This is a genomic window from Janibacter sp. GXQ6167 (genome assembly GCF_041365945.1).
In the GTDB taxonomy this organism is placed as follows: Bacteria; Actinomycetota; Actinomycetes; order Actinomycetales; family Dermatophilaceae; genus JBGFSK01.
Map to the genome: position 1 here is coordinate 276,593 of NZ_JBGFSK010000004.1, position 19,181 is coordinate 295,773.

A 19,181-nucleotide genomic window follows, 5' to 3' on the forward strand; every position below is an offset into this window, starting at 1 on the left:
CCCCAGTTTTAGCCGAGAACCTCGGCGACCGGGTGGTACGACTCGCCGAAGGCGTCGGCGACCCCTTCGCAGGTGATGTGACCGGCGTGGGTGTTAAGGCCCAGCGACAGCGGTGTGTCTTCGCGCATGGCCTCTTCCCAGCCCTTGTCGGCGAGCGCGGTCGCGTAGCGCAAGGTGGCATTCGTCAGGGCCCAGGTGGAGGTGTGCGGAACGGCGCCCGGCATGTTCGCCACGCAGTAGTAGACCGAGTCGTGGACGCGGAAGGTGGGGTCGGCGTGGGTGGTCGGGCGGCTCCCTTCGAAACATCCGCCCTGGTCGATCGCGACATCGACGAGGACCGAACCGGGCTTCATCTCGGCAACCATGTCGTCGGTCACGAGCTTCGGGGCCTTGGCGCCCGGGATCAGCACGGTCCCGATCACGAGGTCGGCGCTCAGGACCTCATCGCGCACCGAGAGCTTTGACGAGGCGATCTGGCGAACCCGGTTGCCGTAGCGCCAAAAGCTCATCCGCAACTTGTCGAGATCGGTGTCGAGCAGGGTCACCTCCGCGCCCATCCCGAGGGCGATATTGGCGGCGTTCTGGCCGGCGACACCGGCGCCGAGGACGACGACCTTGGCGTTGGCGACACCGCCGACGCCACCCATCAGCATGCCGCTCCCGCCGGCGGGGCGCATCATCGATGCGGCACCGACCTGTGGCGCGAGACAGCCGGCGACCTCGGACATCGGGTACAGCAGGGGCAGCAGGCCCGAGGGCATCTGGACCGTCTCGTAGGCGATCGAGGTGACCTTCTTGTCGACGAGTTCGCGGGTCAGAGGCTCGTCCGCGGCGAGGTGGAGGTAGGTGAAGAGGGTGAGCCCCTCGCGCAGGCGGTGGTACTCCTCGGCGACTGGTTCCTTGACCTTCATCACCATGTCGGACGCGCCCCAGAGCTCGTCGGCCGAGTCGATGATCGTGGCCCCTTGGGCGACGAAGTCCTCATCGGGGATCGACGATCCCTCACCGGCGCCCTTTTCGATCAGCACCTCATGATCACGCGCGACCAGTTCGTGGACGCCGACCGGGGTAATCCCCACCCGGTACTCGTTGTTCTTGACCTCGCGAGGGATTCCGACCTTCACCGTGACACCGATCCTTGATTGACGCGCGGGCGCCGGGCGGACCACGATGTCCGCGCAGCGCAGCCCCTCTTCGCTCGATGAGGCTGTTCGCGAGTGTAGGGGGCCCACGTGGCGAGGGTCACATTGATCGAACCCGACGGAAGGTCAGCCATGAAGCTCTATGCCGATACCCCGGTGCGGCGCACCCGCCAGATCATCGCCGATATCGCGATCATCGCCTGGGTGATCTTCTGGGTGCGCGCGGGCCAACGGGTGTACGGGACCACGATGGAGATGGCCGAGCCCGGGCATCAGCTGAAGCAGGCGGGCACCGACTTCAGCACCACCATGAATAACGCCGGGGATCAGGTGACCGGCCTGCCGCTGCTCGAAGATCGGATCGCGGTCCCCTTCCGCTCCGCCGCCGGTGCTGGGACCAAGCTGCAAGACGCCGGGCAGGACCTCGTCACCGGCGTGACGAATCTCGCGACACTCCTCGGCTGGGGTACCGCGCTCATCCCGATCATCATCGTCGGGGGGATCTGGGCCTTCACCCGCATCGCGTTCATCCGTCGGGCGAGCGCCGCGCGGGCCTTCGCGGTCGGCGGCTACCCCGACCTCGACTTCTTCGCGTTGCGGGCGCTCGCGCGCCAGCCACTCACCCGCCTCGCCGGCGTGGGACCCGACCCCGCCGGAGCGTGGCGAAGAGGAGACCCCGCGGCGATTCGAGCGCTCGCGGCGCTAGAGCTGCAAGCGAGCGGCCTGCGCTTGCCCCCCGAGCCGGTCACCCCGCGAGGTGTCGGACCCGGGACCAGCCCGGATCCGCGACGACCGCGCTGACCTCAGCGGACCGCTCGCTAGCGACGACCGCGCCCAGGCGCTCGGCGGCATCGGTGCAGCCGTCGATGAAGAGGTGGATGATCCGCACTCCGGCGCTGGACTGGTGAGCGACGACTCGGCCGTCGTCGCCCAGGGCGTGGTCAAGCCGGTCGTGGAGCGCGGTGAGCGCCTTGAGGTCGCCGCGCCCTGGGAGCCCGGCCCGCCGCCCTCGTCCATAGCGCACCTCGACCGAGGCGTAGGTGTCGAAGCGGCGGCCGGTGATCTGGCGCAGCGGATGCTCGGCGAGGGCGACGACCTCGCGGCCCTGCGCGTCTTCGCCCTTCAGCGCCGCCCAGTTGAGCTCATCATCGGGCGGACGGACCTGGGCGATGACGCTCGGGATGAGCGAGAGCGCGAAGGCGTCGAGGGGCTCGACCTCCGAGGCGCTCACGGCCCCCAGCCAGAGCGCGGCATCCTCTTCGCCGAGGACCTGCTCGAGGGCGAGTTCGGCGAGGGCGCGGCGCACCTCGGCGGGCTGGCCCGCGAAGATCGGGTGGTGGAGGGTCACGTTGACCCCCTGACCGGCGACCTGGACCCCAGCCACGCACCGCGCGAGGTCGATCGTCACCCCACTGGCGCTCACCTCGCTATCGGCATCGCCCGCGGGACGCAGGTCGGCGAAGGACCAGGTCTCATCGGGCGCGGGCGCGCTCGCGAGCCAGCGCGCGGCCGGAGCGAGGGCGTCGTGGTCCCCCTCGGCGGTGACGACGAGCACGCCATCGTCACCGACCTCCCACCGCAGGCCGGGGTGGATGGCGTGGACGCGCTCGGTGAGGAGCTTGTCGAGGGCTTCTCCGGGTTCGGAGGCCTCGCGGGCGAGGTCGACGTGCAGCGCTCCCCCCTTCGCCCACCAATCCCAAAAGGCGGCGATCGCCGAGCGCTCCTCGTCGCAGGTCATGCCGGCGTCACCGCCGTGACCAATGGACGCAGGTCCTCCGCGGGCGGGTTCCACGCGGCCGGGTCGGCGTCGATCTGCTCGCCGCTTCGGATGTCCTTGACCTGGTGCGCGCCGTCCTCACCCGCTCCCGGGAAGAAGACGAAGGGGATCCCGCGCCGCTCGGCATAGCGGATCTGCTTGCCGAAGCGGGCGGCCGCGGGCGCGACCTCGCAGGCGATCCCGCGGGACCGAAGGGCGGTGGCGATCGCCACGGAAGCGGCTCGATCCTCTTCGGTCGTCACCGCGACGAGGACCGCCGCCGGGGTCTTGCGGGACGCCGTGACGAGTCCCTGCCCGACCAGCAACCCGATGAGGCGGGAGAGCCCAATCGAAATCCCGACGCCCGGGTAGGTGTTCTTGCCATCGCTCGCGAGCGTGTCGTAGCGCCCGCCGGAGCAGAACGAGCCCCAGGACTCATAGCCTCGAAGCTGGGTCTCGTAGACGGTGCCGGTGTAGTAGTCGAGCCCGCGCGCGATCTTCAGATCGGCGACGAGCGCTCCCGGCGCCGCCAGCGAGCCGGTCTCGATCACGGCCGCGAGGGCGGCGAGGCCCTCGTCGAGGATCGGGTGGGTGACGCCGAGGTCACGCACGCGCTCGACGAAGGAGGTATCGCTGGAGCGGATCGCCGCGAGGTCGAGGCAGGCCTGCGCCTGCTCCGGGGTGCGACCAGCCTCGACGAGGAGCTCCGCGACCGCGTCGGGGCCGATCTTGTCGAGCTTGTCGACGATCCTCAAGGTCCCGGTGATGTCCTCGATGCCCAGACCGCGGTAGAAGCCCTCGGGGATCTTGCGGTTGTTGACCTGGATGGTCATCGGCGCCGGGAGCGGGAGCCGCGCGAAGAGCTCGGCCATGACGAGGGGGATCTCGGCCTCGAAGTGGGGGCTTAACTCCCCCACGTCGACGACATCGATATCGCACTGGGTGAACTCGCGGTACCGGCCCTCCTGCGGGCGTTCGCCGCGCCAGACCTTTTGGATCTGGTGGCGCCGGAAGGGGAAGTTCAAGTGGCCGGCGTGCTCGAGCACGTATCGAGCGAAGGGGACGGTGAGATCGAAGTGGAGTCCGAGCTCAGCGTCCGCGCGCTCGGCCGGGTCACCCGCGAGCCGGGTGACGGCGTAGATCTCCTTGTCGGCGTCGCCCCCCTTCCCGAGGAGGCGCTCGACGGGCTCGACCGCGCGGGTCTCGATCGAGGGGAAACCGTGCAACTCGAAGGTCTCGCGAATGACATCAAGGAAGTACTGCTCGACGATCCGCTCAGCGGGGAGGTACTCAGGGAAGCCGGAGAGGGGTCGCACCTTCTGGCGGGGTTGGGTCACGTGAGGTCCTGGAGATAGGGATTGGTGAAGCGTTCGCGCCCGATCGTGGTGGCCGGGCCGTGCCCCGTCAGTACGAGGGCGGAGTCGGGTTGCGGCAGCACGACATCGCGAAGGGAGCGCTGCATCGCCTCATGGCTGCCGCCGGGCAGATCGGTGCGTCCGATCGAACCGGCGAAGAGGACATCACCGCTGATGAGCGTGCGATCGACCTCGACCTGATCGGAGACTCCGGTCGGGACGCGGTCGGTCGCGAACATCACCGAGCCCTCCGTGTGGCCGGGCGCGTGCAAGACCTCGAAGTCCAGCCCGGCGAGGGTGAGGCGCTCGCGGTCGGTCACCTCGACGATGTCGTCCGGCTCCCGCCAGGACGCCGCGGTGCCGAACTGCTGCTCGAACATCGCGATCAGCGCCGGGTCGAGGGTGCTGATCGGGTCGGCGAGCCGGTAGCGATCATCGTGGTGGATGTAGGCGCCGAGTTCACCGCCGCAGACCGGAGTCACCGAGTAGACGTGGTCGAGGTGACCGTGGGTGAGCAGGACGGCGGCCGGCTTGAGGCGATGCTCGGTCAGGACCTCGCGCAGGGTCGGCTCGATTCCGATCCCGGGATCGACGATGACGCACTCCTCCCCTGGACCGTCGGCGAGGACATAGCAATTCGTCGCAAAGGCCGCTGCGGGGAAGGCAATGGTGAGCACGCCGGGCAGCCTACCGAGCGCAGGTGCAGGTGGCCGAGGCGGTTTGTCGGTAATCTCGCTCCTTGTGAGCGACGAGAACGCCCCGACCCCGCGCCCGAGCGCGCCCTCCCCTGCTGCCCTGGCGAAGATGGCACCCCGCCGGCCAGCAGGAGTTCCGACCCCACCCGCTGCTGCCGTCACTGATGACCACAGCGCGTCGGCCGCCTTCGGGCGGGTCGATGACGACGGGCGGGTGTACGTCACCGACGGCGATAGTGAACGGGAAGTGGGTTCGTACCCGGGCGCCACGGCGGAGGAAGCGCTGCAGTACTTCGCGCGCAAGTACGACGAGCTGTACGCCTCGGCGACCTTGCTGCACCAGCGCCTCAGCGCACCGGAGGTCTCCGCCAAGGAGATCGCCGATGGCCTCAGTTCGTTGAAGGAACACATCGGCGAGGCCAATGTCGTTGGGGACTTGCCTGCCCTGAACGCGCTCGTCGAGCAGGTCGAGACGAGCCTGGCGAACAAGCGCGAGGCCGAGTCCGCAGCCCGCGCCGAGGCCAAGGCGGCCGCTGCGCGCGAGCGCGAGGAGATCGTCGCCGAGGCCGAGCAGATCGCCGGTCAGCCTCATGAGCGCATCCAGTGGAAGCAGTCGACCGCGCGCATGCGGGAGTTGCTCGATGCCTGGAAGGCGCACCAGCGTTCGTCGGCGCGCATCGACAAGGACGTCGAAAATGCCCTGTGGCAACGCTTTTCTAAGGCCCGCAACGGTTTCGACAAGGGGCGGCGCGCCCACTTCGCGCAGTTGGAGTCCTCCCGCGGTGAGGCGCGTGCGCTGAAGGAAGAACTCGTCACCGAGGCCGAGGCGCTGGCCTCCAGCACCGACTGGGGCCCGACGGCGGGCGCGTTCAAGCGCCTCATGGACCGCTGGCGCCGCGCCGGTCGGGCCGGGCGCGCCGAGGACGACGCCCTGTGGGAGCGCTTCCGCGCCGCCCAGGACGCGTTCTTTACGGCCAAGGATGCCGAGAGCGCCAAGGAGGATGAGGCGCTGCGGGGGAACCTGGAGGTGAAGGAGGGGCTACTCGCCGAGGCCCAGGCTCTCCTGCCGATCTCTCACCTGGACCGGGCGAAGGGGGCCCTGCGCTCGATCCAGGAGCGCTGGGAGGCCGCTGGCCGGGTGCCGCGCGCCGACCTCGAGCGCGTCGAAAAGGCGATGCGTAAGGTCGAGCAGGCCGTGCGCGACGCCGAGGAAAAGCAGTGGAAGCGCTCCAATCCCGAACTCAACGCCCGTGCACAGTCGATGGTTGACCAGTTGGAGGCCAAGATCGCGGGGCTCGAGAAGCAGCGCGCCACCGCCGAGGAGAAGGGCGATTCCGCCAAGGCGGCCTCGCTCGCCGAGCAGATCGCGAGCCAACAGACCTGGTTGGACCAGGCCCGGCGGAGCCTCAACGACTCGCAGGGCTAGGCCAGTCGCTACGCCGGCTTTTGGTCGGTACGCGGCTTGGACTCGCCGCGCCCGCCGTTGAGGCGATAGACGTCGAAGACCGCTTCGATCCGCTTGACCTGCTGCATGACGTGGGTGAGGTGCGAGGTGTCGGCCATCTCGAAGGTGAAGCGCAGCACCGCGACCCGATCGCGGGTCGTGTGGACGGCGGCCGAGAGGATGTTGACGCCGCTGTCGGAGAGGACCCGCGTCACGTCCGAGAGCAGACCGGAGCGGTCGAGCGCCTCGACTTGGATCTGGACGAGGAAGACCGCCGCCGAGGTCGGGGCCCAGGCGACGTCGATGATCCGCTCGGGCTCCTTGCGCAGGGAGCCCGCATTCGGGCAATCCTTGCGGTGGACCGAGACCCCGTTGCCACGGGTGATAAAGCCCATGATCGAGTCACCCGGCACCGGGGTACAGCACCGCGCGAGCTTGACCCAGACGTCGTCCATGCCCTTGACGATGACGCCCGGATCGCCGCTTCCTCGGCGCCGATCGATCGGCCCGGGGCGAGTGGCTTCGGCGAGGTCTTCGCTCGCCCCCTCTTCGCCCCCGACGACCGCGAGCAGCCGCTCGACGACGTGCTGCGCCGAGACGTGGCCTTCGCCGACCGCGGCGTAGACGCCGGCGATATCGGCATAGCGCAGATCGTTGGCGACACTGGTCATGCTCGGAGCCGTGAGGAGTCGCTGCAGCGGCAGGTTCTGCTTGCGCAGCGCCTTGGCGATGGCGTCCTTGCCGGCCTCGACCATCTCCTCGCGGCGTTCCTTGGTGAACCACTGGCGGATCTTGTTGCGCGCCCGCGGCGACTTGACGAAACTCAGCCAGTCTCGCGAGGGACCAGCGCCCTCGGCCTTGGAGGTGAGGATCTCGACCACATCACCGTTTTCGAGCGGCGAGTCGAGCGGGACGAGCCGCCCGTTGACTCGCCCGCCGATGCAGCGGTGCCCCACCTCGGTGTGGACGGCGTAGGCGAAGTCGACGGGCGTCGACCCGGCCGGAAGGGCGATCACCTGACCCTTCGGCGTGAAGACGTACACCTCGCGGGTGTTGATCTCAAAGCGCAGGGAGTCGAGGAACTCCCCGGGATCGGCGGTCTCGCGTTGCCAGTCGAGCAGTTGGCGCAACCACGCCATCTCGCCGAGCTGCGCGCCGTCCCCGGAGCCCCCGCCAGCGGTGCGGTCGTCCTTGTACTTCCAGTGCGCGGCGACGCCGTACTCGGCGCGCCGGTGCATCTGGTGGGTGCGGATCTGGATCTCGACGGGCTTGCCCTGCGGCCCGATCACCGTGGTGTGCAGGGACTGGTACATGTTGAACTTCGGCAGCGAGATGTAGTCCTTGAACCGGCCAGGAAGGGGGTTCCAGCGCGCGTGCAGCGCGCCGAGCGCGGCATAGCAATCTCGCACGGTATCGACGAGCACCCGGACCGCGACCAGGTCATAGATCTCGCCGAACTCGCGGCCCCCGACGATCATCTTCTGGTAGACGCTGTAGTAGTGCTTGGGCCGCCCGGTGACGGTGGCCTTGATCTTGGCTTCCTTCAAGTCACCGACGACCTGCGCGCGCACCGTCGTCAGGTACTCCTCGCGCGCCGGGGCCCGATCGGCGACCAGGTGGACGATCTCGTCATACACCTTCGGGTAGAGGGTGGCGAAGGCGAGATCCTCCAACTCCCACTTGATCGTGTTCATCCCGAGTCGGTGGGCGAGCGGCGCGTAGATCTCTAAGGTCTCCTGCGCCTTGCGCTGTGCCGAGGTCGCCGAGACATAGCGCCAGGTGCGCGCATTGTGGAGGCGGTCGGCCAGCTTGATCACGAGAACCCGGATATCGCGGGCCATCGCCACGATCATCTTGCGGACGGTCTCGGCCTGCGCCGCTTCCCCGTAGGTGACCTTGTCCAGCTTGGTGACGCCATCGACGAGTTTGGCGATCTCGGCGCCGAAATCCTCTTCTAACTGCTCAAGGCTGTAGTCGGTGTCCTCCACGGTGTCGTGGAGCAGGGCCGCCGCCAGCGTGATCGGCGTCATCCCGAGTTCGGCGAGGATCGTGGTGACCGCGAGGGGGTGGGTGATGTACGGATCGCCGCTCTTGCGCCGCTGGCCCTCGTGGGCGTCCTTGGCGACCTTGTAGGCCCGCTCGATCAGTGAGACATCGGCCTTGGGGTGGGTCTGCCGGACGATCTGGATGAGCGGATCGAGCTCCTTCGGGGAGGTCGAGGTCCGGGCACCAAGGCGGGCCAGCGAGGCGCGGGCGAGCTGGCGCGCGGAGAAACCACCACCGGGGACTCCGTTCGATGCCCGATCCTCACTCATGGGCGAAGCCTAGACCGTCAGGATCGCTCGGACATCACGGCCCGGCAGGCGCTCGCGCCCGCGTAAGAAGGCGAGCTCCAAGATGATCTCGACGGCCGCCACTTCGGCGCCGACGGCCTCGATCACTTCGCACGCGGCCGCGGCCGTACCACCGGTGGCGAGGACATCGTCGATCACGAGGACCCGGGCGCCCTCGGCGATCCCGTCGTTGTGGATCTCGAGCGTCGCCGAGCCGTACTCGAGGTCATAGGACACCTGGGTCGTCTGCCCCGGGAGCTTGCCGGCCTTGCGGATCGGGACGAACCCGAGTCCGAGCTCGTGGGCGACCGCCGCTCCGAAGATGAACCCGCGCGCCTCGAGACCAGCGACCACGTCGATGCCGGCATCATTTCGTGAGGCGATATCGCGGGTCACCGCCGCGAAGCCCGGCCCGTCACCGATGAGCGGCGTGATGTCCCAGTACTGAACCCCAGGCTCGGGGAAGTTCGGGATATCCCGCAGCAAACCACGGACGATCTCGCTGATCTCGGCGCTCACCGGCGTCGCTCCCTTATCGCTTGGACTTTGGGGTCCGCTTCGGCTGGTTGCGCGGACCGGACGAGGCGTACTTGTGCACGGCTCGGCCGGTCACCGTGGTTGCCTCGCTGCGACTCGTCCGCGCACCGGTGCGAATCGCCCCGGTGGTCACCGGCTCTTCGTCGCCGTCCACCTCGTCATCGGCCGGGTCCTGCTCGACCGGCCGCTGCGAGCTCGCGTGCCGCTCGACGTACCGGTCGAGTTCGACCACGGCCGGCTCCTTGCGGCGCAGCCAGACGAGCAAGGGCGTCGCGATGAAGATCGAGGAGAACGCACCGACTGCCATGCCGATGAAGAGGGAGAGCGTCAGGTCGAGCAGGGTGCCCGGACCCAACTGGGTAAAGCCAATGACGAGGACCGCGAGGATCGGCAGCAACGCGACGACCGTGGTGTTGATCGAACGCACCAGGGTCTGGTTCACCGCGAGGTTCGCGGCATCGGCATAGGACATCCGCCGGTTGGCGAAGGCGTTGGTCGTGTTCTCTCGCACCTTGTCGAAGACGACGACGGTGTCATAGAGCGAATACCCGAGCACCGTGAGGAAGCCGATCATCGACGCCGGGGAGACCTCGAAACCCGACAGGGCATAGATCCCGACCGTGATCGCCATGTCATGGGCGAGCGCGACGATCGCGGCGACGGCCATCTTCCAGGTGCGGAAGTACAGGGCCATGAGGGCCATGGTGGCGAGCAGGAAGACGACGAGCGCCCGGAGGGCTTGTTGACTGACCGAGGCCCCCCAGGAGGGGCCGATGAAGGTCGAGGAGACCCGATCGTTTTGCACCTCAAAGGTGTTCGCCAGGGACTCGGTCACCTGACGGGACGCGTCGGCCTCGAGCTTTTCGGTCTGGACTCGCACGGTCGAGTTCCCGAGCCGGCTCACTCGGGCGGTGGCGTTGGCCCCGGCCACATCGCGCACGGCAGCGATCGAGCGGGATTCGTAATCCGATGGCGCCGCGCCCGCGGTCGCGACGCGGAACTCCGACCCACCGGTGAACTCCAGACCGAGGTTCAGCCCGCGAACCCCGAGCCCGACGGCGGCGATGATGAGCAGCACCGCGGAAATCGCGTACCACTTCTTCTTCTGGCCGACGAAGTTGATCGAGCGGCGGCCCGTGTAGAGGTCGTTACCGAAGGAGGCGTAACTCATCGGGCACCCCCTTCCTCGGTCGCGGGTCGCACGGCCACCCGGCCGCGGCCGGCGTAGCGCACGGACGCACCGTGCACCTGACCGACGGAGAAGCCCGACCACTTATGCCCGGAGGAGTAGAAGCGCGTGCGCGCCAGCAGCCCGAGCAGCGGGTGGGTGAACATGAAGACGACGAGCAGGTCGATCAGGGTCGTAAGGCCCAGCGTGAAGGCGAAGCCGCGCACCCCTGAACTCGCGAGGACGTAGAGGACGACCGCGGCGATGAAGTTCACGCCGTCGGCGACGAGGATCGTGCGCTTGGCGCGCGCCCAGCCGGCTTCGACCGCGGCGCGCAGGTTGCGCCCGTCGCGTAACTCATCCCGGACGCGTTCGAAGTAGACGATGAAGCTGTCGGCGGTCACACCGATCGCGACGATCAGACCGGTCACGCCTGCCATATCGAGGCGATAGTTATAGCCCCAACCGAGCAAGGCGATCGCGAGATACGTGAGCAGGGCCGCCATCAGCATCGAGCCGATCGTCACCACGGCGAGCGCCCGGTACTGCAAGATCGCGTACCCGAGGACGAGCAGCAGGCCGATGAGACCCGCGATCAGGCCCATCCGCAACTGCTCGTTACCGAGCGTGGGGCTGATCTCCTGGCGGGTCTGCAGGTCGAAGGAGAGCGGCAGCGCGCCGAACTTCAGCTGCTTGGCGAGCGAGCGCGCCTCTTCGATGGAGAAGCCGCCGGTGATCCGGGCCTGGCCGTTCGGGATCGTCGACTCGAAGCCGGGCGCGATGATCACCTGGCCATCGAGGACGGTCGCGAGGGCGTTGTACTTGCCCGGGGGCATCTGCGCCGAGGTGATCCCCGGAAGTTGGACCATGTCGGAGGAGACGCGCGCGTAGGCGTCGCGACCGGTGTCCTTGAAGGACAGCTGAATCTCTGGGGTGTTGGTGACCTGCCCCTGCTGACCCACGGAGTATCCCGCGGACGCGTCGGAGATCTCGCTACCGGGGACGACGACCGGGCCGAGGACGTACTTGGTCTGCTGGTCCGTGCTGCACGCGACGACCGCGCCATCGCGGTCCTCGGTCAGGCCATCGGCGCCCTTCGAGCAGTCGAGGTCGTTGAAGTCGCTCCACACCTTCGTCGTGATCCAGTTCGGATCGATTGGCCCGGTCGGCTTCGCGCTCGGGGTGAAGGGGGGCTGCGTGGGCAAAGACGGGTCGGGTGCGGTGGTTGCGCTGTCCGTCGGCGAACTCGTCTGATCGGCCGGGGAGGTCGTCTTCGTCGTGGTCCGCGACTGCTGGCGCGACGCCGGGGTGGAGGTGCGGTTATCCGGAGAGACGGTCGCCGAGCCATCGGAGGTGGGGCTGGTCGTCTCGGTGGAGTCGCCAGGCGACGTGGTCCCGGTGTCGGTCGGCTGCGGCTCCAGCGAACCGATGCCGGTCGCGAGGACCGGGCGGAACTGCATCTCCGAGGACGCGGCGAGGGCCTGCTCCTGCTCAGCCGTCGGGGCGCCAGGCATCGCAATCACGATATTGGTCTCGCCGAGGGTGGTGACCTCGGCGCCGCTCACGCCCTGGGCATCGACGCGCTGAACGATGATGTCGCGGGCCTGCTCGACCTGCTCGGTCGTCACCTGTTGGCCGTCCGGAACCCGCGGCTCAAGGACGATCTGCGTGCCGCCAGCGAGGTCAAGGCCGAGCTTGGGCGCCCACGCGGCGTCTTTGAAGATCACGCCGCCCGCGAGGGCTGCGAGCAGGCCGAGGGTGAGCGCGAAGAACCAGACGAGGGTCCGACGGGCGATGTCCTTAGGCCGGCGATCGGCTGCCATCAGTTGGTGCCGTCGACCGGACCGGCGGCTGGCGCCTTGGCACCGATGGCGCGCCGGTCGATGGTGACGACCGTGCCCGGGGCCAGCTCGAGCTCAGCGGTGCGGTCGGTGAGTTCACGGACGGTCCCATAGAGACCCGACGTGGTCACGACCTTGTCGCCGACCTCAATGCTCGCATTGAAGGTCTCGGCGGCCTTGGCCCGGCGGCGCCCCGAGACCATCAAAAAGACGATCAGCAGGAGCGGGAGGGCCAGCAGGAGCATGCTGCCGAAGTTCGGGCCAGCGGGCTGGTCCGCCGTGAGAAGGGCGATCATCTAATCAGGTCCTTGATCCATCGAAAATCGTGGTGCGCATGCCTAACGGCTGCAAGGCGAGCCCGCAGCCAACCGCCGAGTCTAGGCCAATCATCGCCCGAGTCGACCATCCCCGCCGTCGAGCTCAAGCGGAAGGGGGACTCCGGCGCTTGCGGGCGGGACGAGGCCGAGATGCTCCCAGGCCGTCAGGCTCGCGATCCGGCCTCGCGGAGAGCGAATGATGTACCCCTGCCGCACCAGGTACGGCTCGGCGACGGTCTCGACCGTGTCGGTCTCCTCCCCGACCGCGACCGCCAGGGTGCCCAGACCCACCGGCCCACCGGCGAACCGGCGACAGAGAGCCTCCAACACCGCCCGGTCGAGCCGGTCCAGCCCGACCTCGTCGACATCGAAGAGTTCCAGGGCCGCTCGCGCTGCCACCGCGTCGACCCGGCCGTCGCCGTGGATCTCCGCCCAGTCGCGGACCCGGCGCAGGAGCCGGTTCGCGATCCGGGGGGTTCCGCGCGAGCGCCCGGCGATCTCGGCGATCCCCTCGGCGTCGGCACTCACGCCGAGCAGTCCGGCCGAGCGGCGCACGATCGTCGCGAGGTCGGCGGCATCGTAGTAATCCAGGTGAGCGGTGAAGCCGAAGCGGTCGCGCAGCGGCGCCGGGAGCAGACCGGCGCGGGTCGTCGCGCCGACGACGGTGAAGGGGGGCAGTTCCAGCGGGATCGCGGTCGCGCCTGGGCCCTTGCCGACGATCACGTCGACGCGGAAATCCTCCATCGCGAGGTAGAGCATCTCCTCGGCGGCGCGCGACATCCGATGGATCTCATCGAGGAAGAGGACCTCCCCCGGCATCAGCGAGGACAGCACCGAGGCGAGATCGCCAGCGTGCTGGATCGCCGGCCCCGAGGTCACCCGGATCGGTTGCTCGAGCTCGGCGGCGACGATCATCGCCAGGGTCGTCTTGCCGAGTCCTGGGGGGCCGGAGAGCAGGATGTGATCCGGGGGCGCCTGGCGCCGGCGGGCCGCTTCCAGGACGAGGCCGAGCTGGTCACGGACCTTCGGTTGACCGGGGAACTCGCTCAGCCGACGGGGACGCAGGGCCGCCTCGACGACGCTCTCGTCATCGCGGCCCCCGGCGTCGACCACGCGCGCGGTCGCATCGAAGGAGCCATCGGCGAGCGGGTCGCCCGCCGATCCGAGGCTGACCTCGGATGAGAAACCGTCGCTCATTTAGCCCCCCGCCAACGCGCGCAGGGCGGCGCGCAGGGCGTCGGAGACGCTCAGGTCTTCGCCGCTCGCGGCGACCCGGCTCGTCGCGTCCTCGGCCTGCTTGCTGGAGTATCCGAGGCCCACGAGGGCGTCAGTGACCTGCCCCTGCCAGGTCGCCTCGTCCGCAGCGGCCGGGGCCAGCGACGGATCGAGCGCGGACGGCGCGGCGAGTTTGTCCCGCAATTCCAGGACGAGCCGCTCGGCCCCCTTCTTCCCAATCCCAGGGACCTTGGTGAGCGTCCGGACGTCCTCACCGGTGACGGCGGCGGCGAGTTGGTCGGGCGTGAGCACCGACAAAATCGCGAGCGCCACCCGGGGGCCAACCCCGGAGACGGTTTGGACGGTCTCAAAGGTGTCGCGCTGGTCGGGCTCGGCGAAGCCGTAGAGCGTCAGGGAGTCCTCGCGCACGACCATCGAGGTCGCGAGGGTGACCGGCGCCCCGGTTCGGCAGCCGGCGGCGACCGCGGGCGGAGTGTGAACGAGCAGGCCGACGCCATGGACATCGACGACGACGCGGTCGAGGCCGACGTGCAAGGCGGTGCCGTGGACGGAGGCGATCACGAGGAGACCTTTCGCTTCGAGGCGGCGCCCAGTCGGGCGCGTTCGCTGGCGGCGGCCGCGGCGAGCCGGTCGTGGCCGCTCCCCCGCCACAGATGGCACACCGCGAGCGCCAGGGCATCGGCGGCGTCGGCGGGCTTCGGCGGCGAGTCCAGGGCGAGGATTCGGGTCACCATCGCGGTCACCTGGGCCTTGCCGGCCCGACCCGACCCCGTGACCGCCGCCTTGACCTCGGTCGGGGTGTGAAGGTGGACCCGCAGGCCGCGCCGCGACCCGGCGAGCAGGACAATCGCCGATGCCTGGGCGGTCGTCATCACCGTCGGGACATGCTCGGCGACGTAGAGCCGTTCCAGGGCGATCACGTCGGGCTCGAAGCGGTCGATCCAGGCGTCGAGTTCGTCCTGGAGGTACGCGAGACGATCCCCGGTGTCCCGCTCGGGCGTGGTGCGGACCACGCCGGTCGCGACCATGCGCGGCTTGGCGGGGGTCCCATCGACCACGCCGAGCCCGCATCGGGTCAGGCCCGGGTCAACTCCGAGCACCCGCATCGACATGGACCTCCCAGAGCACGACCGAACACCTGTTCGCTTGAGGCCACGCTACGGGTCGGGTCGACCGAGCGCCTAACCCGACACGCCGCGTGGCCGGTGAGACCGGCGGGTTACCGGGCTCAGTCCTCGGAGGACTCCAGTTCGGCGAGGACCTCGTCGGGGATGTCGCCATTGGCGTAGACGTTTTGCACGTCGTCGCTGTCCTCGAGGGCTTCGATGACGCGGATCATCTTGCGGGCACCGTCGAGGTCGAGCTCGACCTGCAGGTTCGGGACCCACGACGCCTCGGCGGAGTCGTAGTCGACCCCGGCGTCCTGAAGGGCGGTGCGCACCGCGACCACGTCGGTCGGCTCGGAGACGATCTCCCAGGTGTCGCCGTTGTCGTTGACCTCTTCGGCGCCAGCGTCAAGGACGATCTCGAGGAGTTCGTCCTCCCCGCCCTTGTCCTGATCCTTCGGGACGATGACGACGCCGCGGCGGTCGAAGACATAGGCGACCGAGCCGGGGTCGGCGAGCTGGCCGCCGTTGCGGGTCAGGGCCGTGCGCACCTCGGCAGCCGCGCGGTTGCGGTTGTCGGTGAGGCATTCGATGTAGACCGCGACGCCGCCCGGGGCGTAGCCCTCGTAGACGATCGTTTCCCAGTCGGCGCCGCCGGCGGTCGCGCCGGAGCCACGCTTGACGGCGTTATCGATGTTGTTGTTGGGGACCGAGGACTTCTTCGCCTTTTGGATCGCGTCGTAGAGCGTCGGGTTCCCGGCGGGGTCACCGCCACCGGTGCGCGCCGCGACCTCGATGTTCTTGATCAGCTTGGCGAAGAGCTTGCCGCGCTTGGCATCGATCGCGGCCTTCTTGTGCTTGGTGGTTGCCCACTTGGAGTGGCCTGACACGTGTTGAGGTCTCCTGCTTCTTCAGTAGATGGGCTGGGGCGAATCAACGTCTCGACGACAAATTCTACCGAGCCGCGTCGCGGACCAGCTCGACGAACCGCTCGTGGATGCGCCGATCCCCCGTCACCTCGGGGTGGAAGGAGGTCGCAAGGAGCGGGCCCTGACGCACGACGATGGGGTGGTCCTCCCCCTTCGCGCTCACGCTGGCGAGCACCTCGACACCTGGCCCGACCTCTTCGACCCAGGGCGCGCGGATGAAGACCGCGCGGACCGGGCCGCCGGGGATCTCCTCCACGCTCAAATCGGTCTCGTAGGAGTCGACCTGGCGGCCGAAGGCATTGCGGCGCACCGTGATGTCGAGCCCGCCGATGCTCTGCTGGCCCGGGGCGCCATCGAGGACCCGGTCGGCGAGCAGGATCATCCCGGCGCATGAGCCGTAGACCGGCATCCCCGAGGCGATCCGGGCGCGAAGGGGGTCCAACAGCTCGAAGGCGCGCACCAGTTTGTCGATCGTGCTGGATTCGCCGCCGGGGATCACCAGGCCATCGACGGCCTCGACCTCCGCGGGGCGCCGAACCAAAGTCGGTTCGGCGCCCGCGGCAGCGAGCGCAGCGGCGTGCTCGCGGACGTCCCCTTGGACGGCGAGCACGCCGATGCGCGGGCTCACCAGCCGCGCTCGGCGAGGCGGTGCGGCTCGGGGATCTCCTCGACGTTGATGCCGACCATGGCCTCACCGAGGCCGCGGGAGACCTTGGCGATGGTGTCGGGGTCGTCGTAGAAGGTTGTCGCCTTCACGATGGCGGCGGCGCGCTGCTCCGGATTGCCGGACTTGAAGATGCCGGAGCCGACGAAGACGCCCTGCGCGCCGAGCTGCATCATCATCGCGGCGTCGGCCGGGGTGGCGATGCCGCCGGCGGTGAAGAGCACCACGGGCAGTTCACCGGTGCGGGCGACCTCGGCGACGAGGTCATAGGGGGCCTGGAGTTCCTTCGCCGCGACGTAGAGCTCGTCCTCGGGAAGGGAGGTGAGGCGCCGGATCTCATCGCGGATCGAGCGCATATGGGTCGTCGCGTTGGACACATCGCCGGTGCCGGCCTCGCCCTTCGAGCGGATCATCGCCGCGCCCTCGGTGATGCGGCGCAGGGCCTCACCGAGGTTGGTCGCGCCGCAGACGAAGGGGACGGTGAAGGCCCACTTGTCGATGTGGTGGGCGTAATCGGCCGGGGTGAGCACCTCGGACTCGTCGATGTAGTCGACGCCGAGGCTTTGCAGCACCTGCGCTTCGACGAAGTGGCCGATGCGCGCCTTGGCCATGACGGGGATCGACACGGCGGAGATGATGCCGTCGATCATGTCCGGGTCGGACATCCGCGACACGCCGCCTTGGGCGCGGATATCGGCGGGGACGCGCTCGAGGGCCATGACGGCGACGGCACCGGCATCCTCGGCGATCTTCGCCTGCTCGGGGGTGACGACGTCCATGATGACGCCGCCCTTCAACATCTCGGCCATGCCGCGCTTGACGCGGGTGGTCCCGGTGGAGTTCTGGTCAGTCACCGCGACAGTGTAGGTCTGCCGTGAGCCCCCTTCGCACGGGTGTCCGTGGATGGGCTCAGGCGGCGCGTAAGAAGGTCGCGTCGTCGTCGAATTCGACCGTTTGGGGCATCTGCGCGTGCCCGGCCAGCCGGAAGACCTGCACCACCCGCTTGGCCCGGACGCGCTGGACCTCCTTGACCGCCTCGTTGTGGAAGCGGCGGGCGAGCTGGACCCGCACGAAGGCCTCGTCGAGCCGATCGATGAGGTCGGCGCCGTGGCCACCGTCGCTCCGCAGATCGGCGACGACGATCGGCGAGAAGGCGGCGCGTAGGACCTCGGTGAGCCCGGACTCGACGGCTTCGCGTCCGGCGAAATGCTGGCCTTCAAGCAAGTCGGCCTCGAAGGTGCGCTCGTTGGTGCGCTCGAGGGATTCGGTCGCTGCCCCTGCGACGAGGAAGGCGCTCGCCGGATCGACGACGCCGGAGGTGGCGAGCTCGAAGGAGGTCTCGGCGCGGCGCACGAGGTGGGCGTCGAGGGCGGACAGGGCCCCTTCCACCTTGGCGTGGAGCCGGTCGAGGCGGGCGGCCGAGTAGGAGAGGTACCACGCGCCGAGGATGATGACGGTGACGCCGATCGCGATCCAAGTCAGGGTCTCCACGGCTCGGCTCCTTCGGGAGGCGTCGGGGGCAAGGAGCGTAGGGGCGATCCGGCCGCGGCCGCGACCGTCTCGTAGACCGCGAGGATCTCGCGGGCGACGACCGACCAATCGAAGATCTTCGCCCGGCGCTGGCCGCGCTCGCGCAGGCTCTCGCGTCGGGCCGGGTCTCGCAGCAGGGCGAGGATCTGGTCGGCGAGGTCTTCGGAGCGGCCGTTGTCAAAGAGCGCGCCCGCGCGCCCACCGTCGAGCACTCGCTCGAACGCGGGCAGGTTGCTCGCGAGGACCGGGGCGCCCGCGGCCATCGCCTCGACGAGGACGATCCCAAAGCTCTCCCCGCCTGTCTGCGGGGCGATGTAGAGGTCGACGGACGCGAGCATCCGGGCCTTGTCCTCGTCGCTGATCATCCCGAGGAACTCGCAGGCGTCGGCGACCCGGGGCTCCAGCTTGGCCTTGGCGGCCTCGATCGACCCGGGACCCGCGACGAGGACCCGCAGTCCCGGGATCTCGTCGAGCAGCCGCGGGAGCGCCGCCGTGAGGACGGGCAGCCCCTTGCGGGGCTCGTCGATCCGGCCGAGGAAGGCGATGACGGGGGCCTCGCTCGTCCCGGTCCAGCGAAGGCGCGGCTCGGCGGAGGCGAAGGAGCCGACGTCCACGCCATTCGGGATCACGACGGCATCGCCGCCGAGGTGGGTCGTCACGGTGCGGCGGGCATCTTCGGAGACCGCGATCCGGCCGTGGATTTTTTCCAGCGAGGGGCGCAAGACGGGGAAGAAGGCCTGCATCGCGCGGGAGCGGATATTGGAGGTGTGGAAGGTCGCGACGACGGGGACCTGCGTCGCCCAGAGCGCGAGGACCGAGACGCTCGGCGCGATCGGCTCATGGATATGGAGGACATCGAAGGCACCCTCGTCGAGCCAGCGCGAGACGCGGGCCGCGGCGATCGGGCCGAAGAGCAGGCGCGCCACCGACCCGTTGTAGCGGATCGGGATCGCCCGACCGGCCGGGACGACATAGGGCGGAAGGGGGGTGTCCTCATCGGCCGGCGCGAGGACCGAGGCGTGGTGCCCCCCTTCGATGAGGTGTTCGGCCAGATCGCGGACGTGGAACTGCACTCCCCCGGGCACATCGAAGGAGTAGGGGCAGACCAGCCCGATGCGCAGGGGCCGG

19 protein-coding genes are annotated in these 19,181 nt (G+C 69.1%); 2 read left to right on the forward strand and 17 right to left on the reverse strand.

What is annotated here, in order from left to right:
* Positions 1-8: 8 nt before the first annotated feature.
* A complete protein-coding gene (ald, locus tag AB8K43_RS08155; RefSeq protein ID WP_370893265.1) occupies positions 9-1,124 on the reverse strand; it encodes an alanine dehydrogenase in 1,116 nt (371 codons plus the stop codon).
* 150 nt (positions 1,125-1,274) lie between these two features.
* Here ald and AB8K43_RS08160 point away from each other — a divergent pair, with 150 nt between their 5' ends.
* Positions 1,275-1,943 (forward strand): hypothetical protein, encoded by a 669-nt coding sequence (locus AB8K43_RS08160; protein WP_370893267.1) that lies wholly within the window; start codon positions 1,275-1,277, stop codon positions 1,941-1,943.
* On the opposite strand, the gene AB8K43_RS08165 is transcribed toward AB8K43_RS08160, so the two are convergent.
* From AB8K43_RS08165 to AB8K43_RS08175, 3 genes are read right to left on the reverse strand one after another with little or no spacing between them, the layout of a single operon-like run.
* On the reverse strand, positions 1,888-2,880 hold the full coding sequence (locus AB8K43_RS08165) for a hypothetical protein (protein ID WP_370893269.1): 993 nt from the start codon (positions 2,878-2,880) through the stop codon (positions 1,888-1,890). The genes AB8K43_RS08160 and AB8K43_RS08165 overlap by 56 nt on opposite strands.
* Complete coding sequence (gene hisS, locus AB8K43_RS08170; protein ID WP_370893271.1) at positions 2,877-4,235, reverse strand: histidine--tRNA ligase; 1,359 nt, start codon at positions 4,233-4,235, stop codon at positions 2,877-2,879. Before hisS ends, AB8K43_RS08165 begins: the two co-directional genes overlap by 4 nt.
* Positions 4,232-4,930, reverse strand: a complete 699-nt coding sequence (locus AB8K43_RS08175; protein WP_370893272.1) for an MBL fold metallo-hydrolase — start codon at positions 4,928-4,930, stop codon at positions 4,232-4,234. The genes hisS and AB8K43_RS08175 overlap by 4 nt, the downstream gene beginning before the upstream one ends.
* 64 nt (positions 4,931-4,994) lie before the next feature.
* Here AB8K43_RS08175 and AB8K43_RS08180 point away from each other — a divergent pair, with 64 nt between their 5' ends.
* Positions 4,995-6,374, forward strand: a complete 1,380-nt coding sequence (locus tag AB8K43_RS08180) for a DUF349 domain-containing protein (protein ID WP_370893274.1) — start codon at positions 4,995-4,997, stop codon at positions 6,372-6,374.
* A gap of 8 nt (positions 6,375-6,382) precedes the next feature.
* On the opposite strand, the gene AB8K43_RS08185 is transcribed toward AB8K43_RS08180, so the two are convergent.
* From AB8K43_RS08185 to AB8K43_RS08245, 13 genes are all read right to left on the reverse strand, one after another.
* Positions 6,383-8,707, reverse strand: coding sequence for a bifunctional (p)ppGpp synthetase/guanosine-3',5'-bis(diphosphate) 3'-pyrophosphohydrolase (locus AB8K43_RS08185; RefSeq protein ID WP_370893275.1), 2,325 nt, complete (start codon positions 8,705-8,707; stop codon positions 6,383-6,385).
* Positions 8,708-8,716: 9 nt separating this feature from the next.
* Positions 8,717-9,244 carry an adenine phosphoribosyltransferase gene (locus tag AB8K43_RS08190; RefSeq protein ID WP_370893276.1) on the reverse strand — a complete coding sequence of 176 codons (528 nt, stop codon included), beginning with the start codon at positions 9,242-9,244 and terminating at the stop codon, positions 8,717-8,719.
* 13 nt (positions 9,245-9,257) lie between these two features.
* On the reverse strand, positions 9,258-10,433 hold the full coding sequence (gene secF / locus AB8K43_RS08195; protein ID WP_370893278.1) for a protein translocase subunit SecF: 1,176 nt from the start codon (positions 10,431-10,433) through the stop codon (positions 9,258-9,260).
* Positions 10,430-12,253 carry a protein translocase subunit SecD gene (gene secD / locus AB8K43_RS08200; RefSeq protein ID WP_370893280.1) on the reverse strand — a complete coding sequence of 608 codons (1,824 nt, stop codon included), beginning with the start codon at positions 12,251-12,253 and terminating at the stop codon, positions 10,430-10,432. The genes secF and secD overlap by 4 nt, the downstream gene beginning before the upstream one ends.
* Complete coding sequence (gene yajC / locus AB8K43_RS08205) at positions 12,253-12,567, reverse strand: preprotein translocase subunit YajC (protein WP_370893282.1); 315 nt, start codon at positions 12,565-12,567, stop codon at positions 12,253-12,255. The genes secD and yajC overlap by 1 nt, the downstream gene beginning before the upstream one ends.
* Before the next feature lie 90 nt (positions 12,568-12,657).
* The gene (gene ruvB / locus AB8K43_RS08210) at positions 12,658-13,785 is read right to left on the reverse strand and encodes a Holliday junction branch migration DNA helicase RuvB (RefSeq protein ID WP_370893284.1); all 1,128 of its coding nucleotides are present in this window, start codon (positions 13,783-13,785) and stop codon (positions 12,658-12,660) included.
* Entirely contained in the window at positions 13,786-14,385 is a 600-nt protein-coding gene (gene ruvA / locus AB8K43_RS08215) for a Holliday junction branch migration protein RuvA (RefSeq protein WP_370893286.1), read from the reverse strand. It abuts the gene before it with no gap.
* On the reverse strand, positions 14,382-14,930 hold the full coding sequence (gene ruvC / locus AB8K43_RS08220; protein WP_370893388.1) for a crossover junction endodeoxyribonuclease RuvC: 549 nt from the start codon (positions 14,928-14,930) through the stop codon (positions 14,382-14,384). The genes ruvA and ruvC overlap by 4 nt, the downstream gene beginning before the upstream one ends.
* Before the next feature lie 122 nt (positions 14,931-15,052).
* On the reverse strand, positions 15,053-15,820 hold the full coding sequence (locus tag AB8K43_RS08225; protein WP_370893288.1) for a YebC/PmpR family DNA-binding transcriptional regulator: 768 nt from the start codon (positions 15,818-15,820) through the stop codon (positions 15,053-15,055).
* 64 nt (positions 15,821-15,884) lie between these two features.
* The gene (gene pdxT, locus AB8K43_RS08230; RefSeq protein ID WP_370893290.1) at positions 15,885-16,487 is read right to left on the reverse strand and encodes a pyridoxal 5'-phosphate synthase glutaminase subunit PdxT; all 603 of its coding nucleotides are present in this window, start codon (positions 16,485-16,487) and stop codon (positions 15,885-15,887) included.
* Entirely contained in the window at positions 16,484-17,377 is an 894-nt protein-coding gene (gene pdxS, locus AB8K43_RS08235) for a pyridoxal 5'-phosphate synthase lyase subunit PdxS (protein WP_370893292.1), read from the reverse strand. The genes pdxT and pdxS overlap by 4 nt, the downstream gene beginning before the upstream one ends.
* A gap of 55 nt (positions 17,378-17,432) precedes the next feature.
* On the reverse strand, positions 17,433-18,014 hold the full coding sequence (locus tag AB8K43_RS08240) for a hypothetical protein (RefSeq protein ID WP_370893294.1): 582 nt from the start codon (positions 18,012-18,014) through the stop codon (positions 17,433-17,435).
* A complete protein-coding gene (locus AB8K43_RS08245; RefSeq protein ID WP_370893390.1) occupies positions 18,002-19,174 on the reverse strand; it encodes a glycosyltransferase family 4 protein in 1,173 nt (390 codons plus the stop codon). Before AB8K43_RS08245 ends, AB8K43_RS08240 begins: the two co-directional genes overlap by 13 nt.
* Positions 19,175-19,181 lie beyond the last annotated feature (7 nt).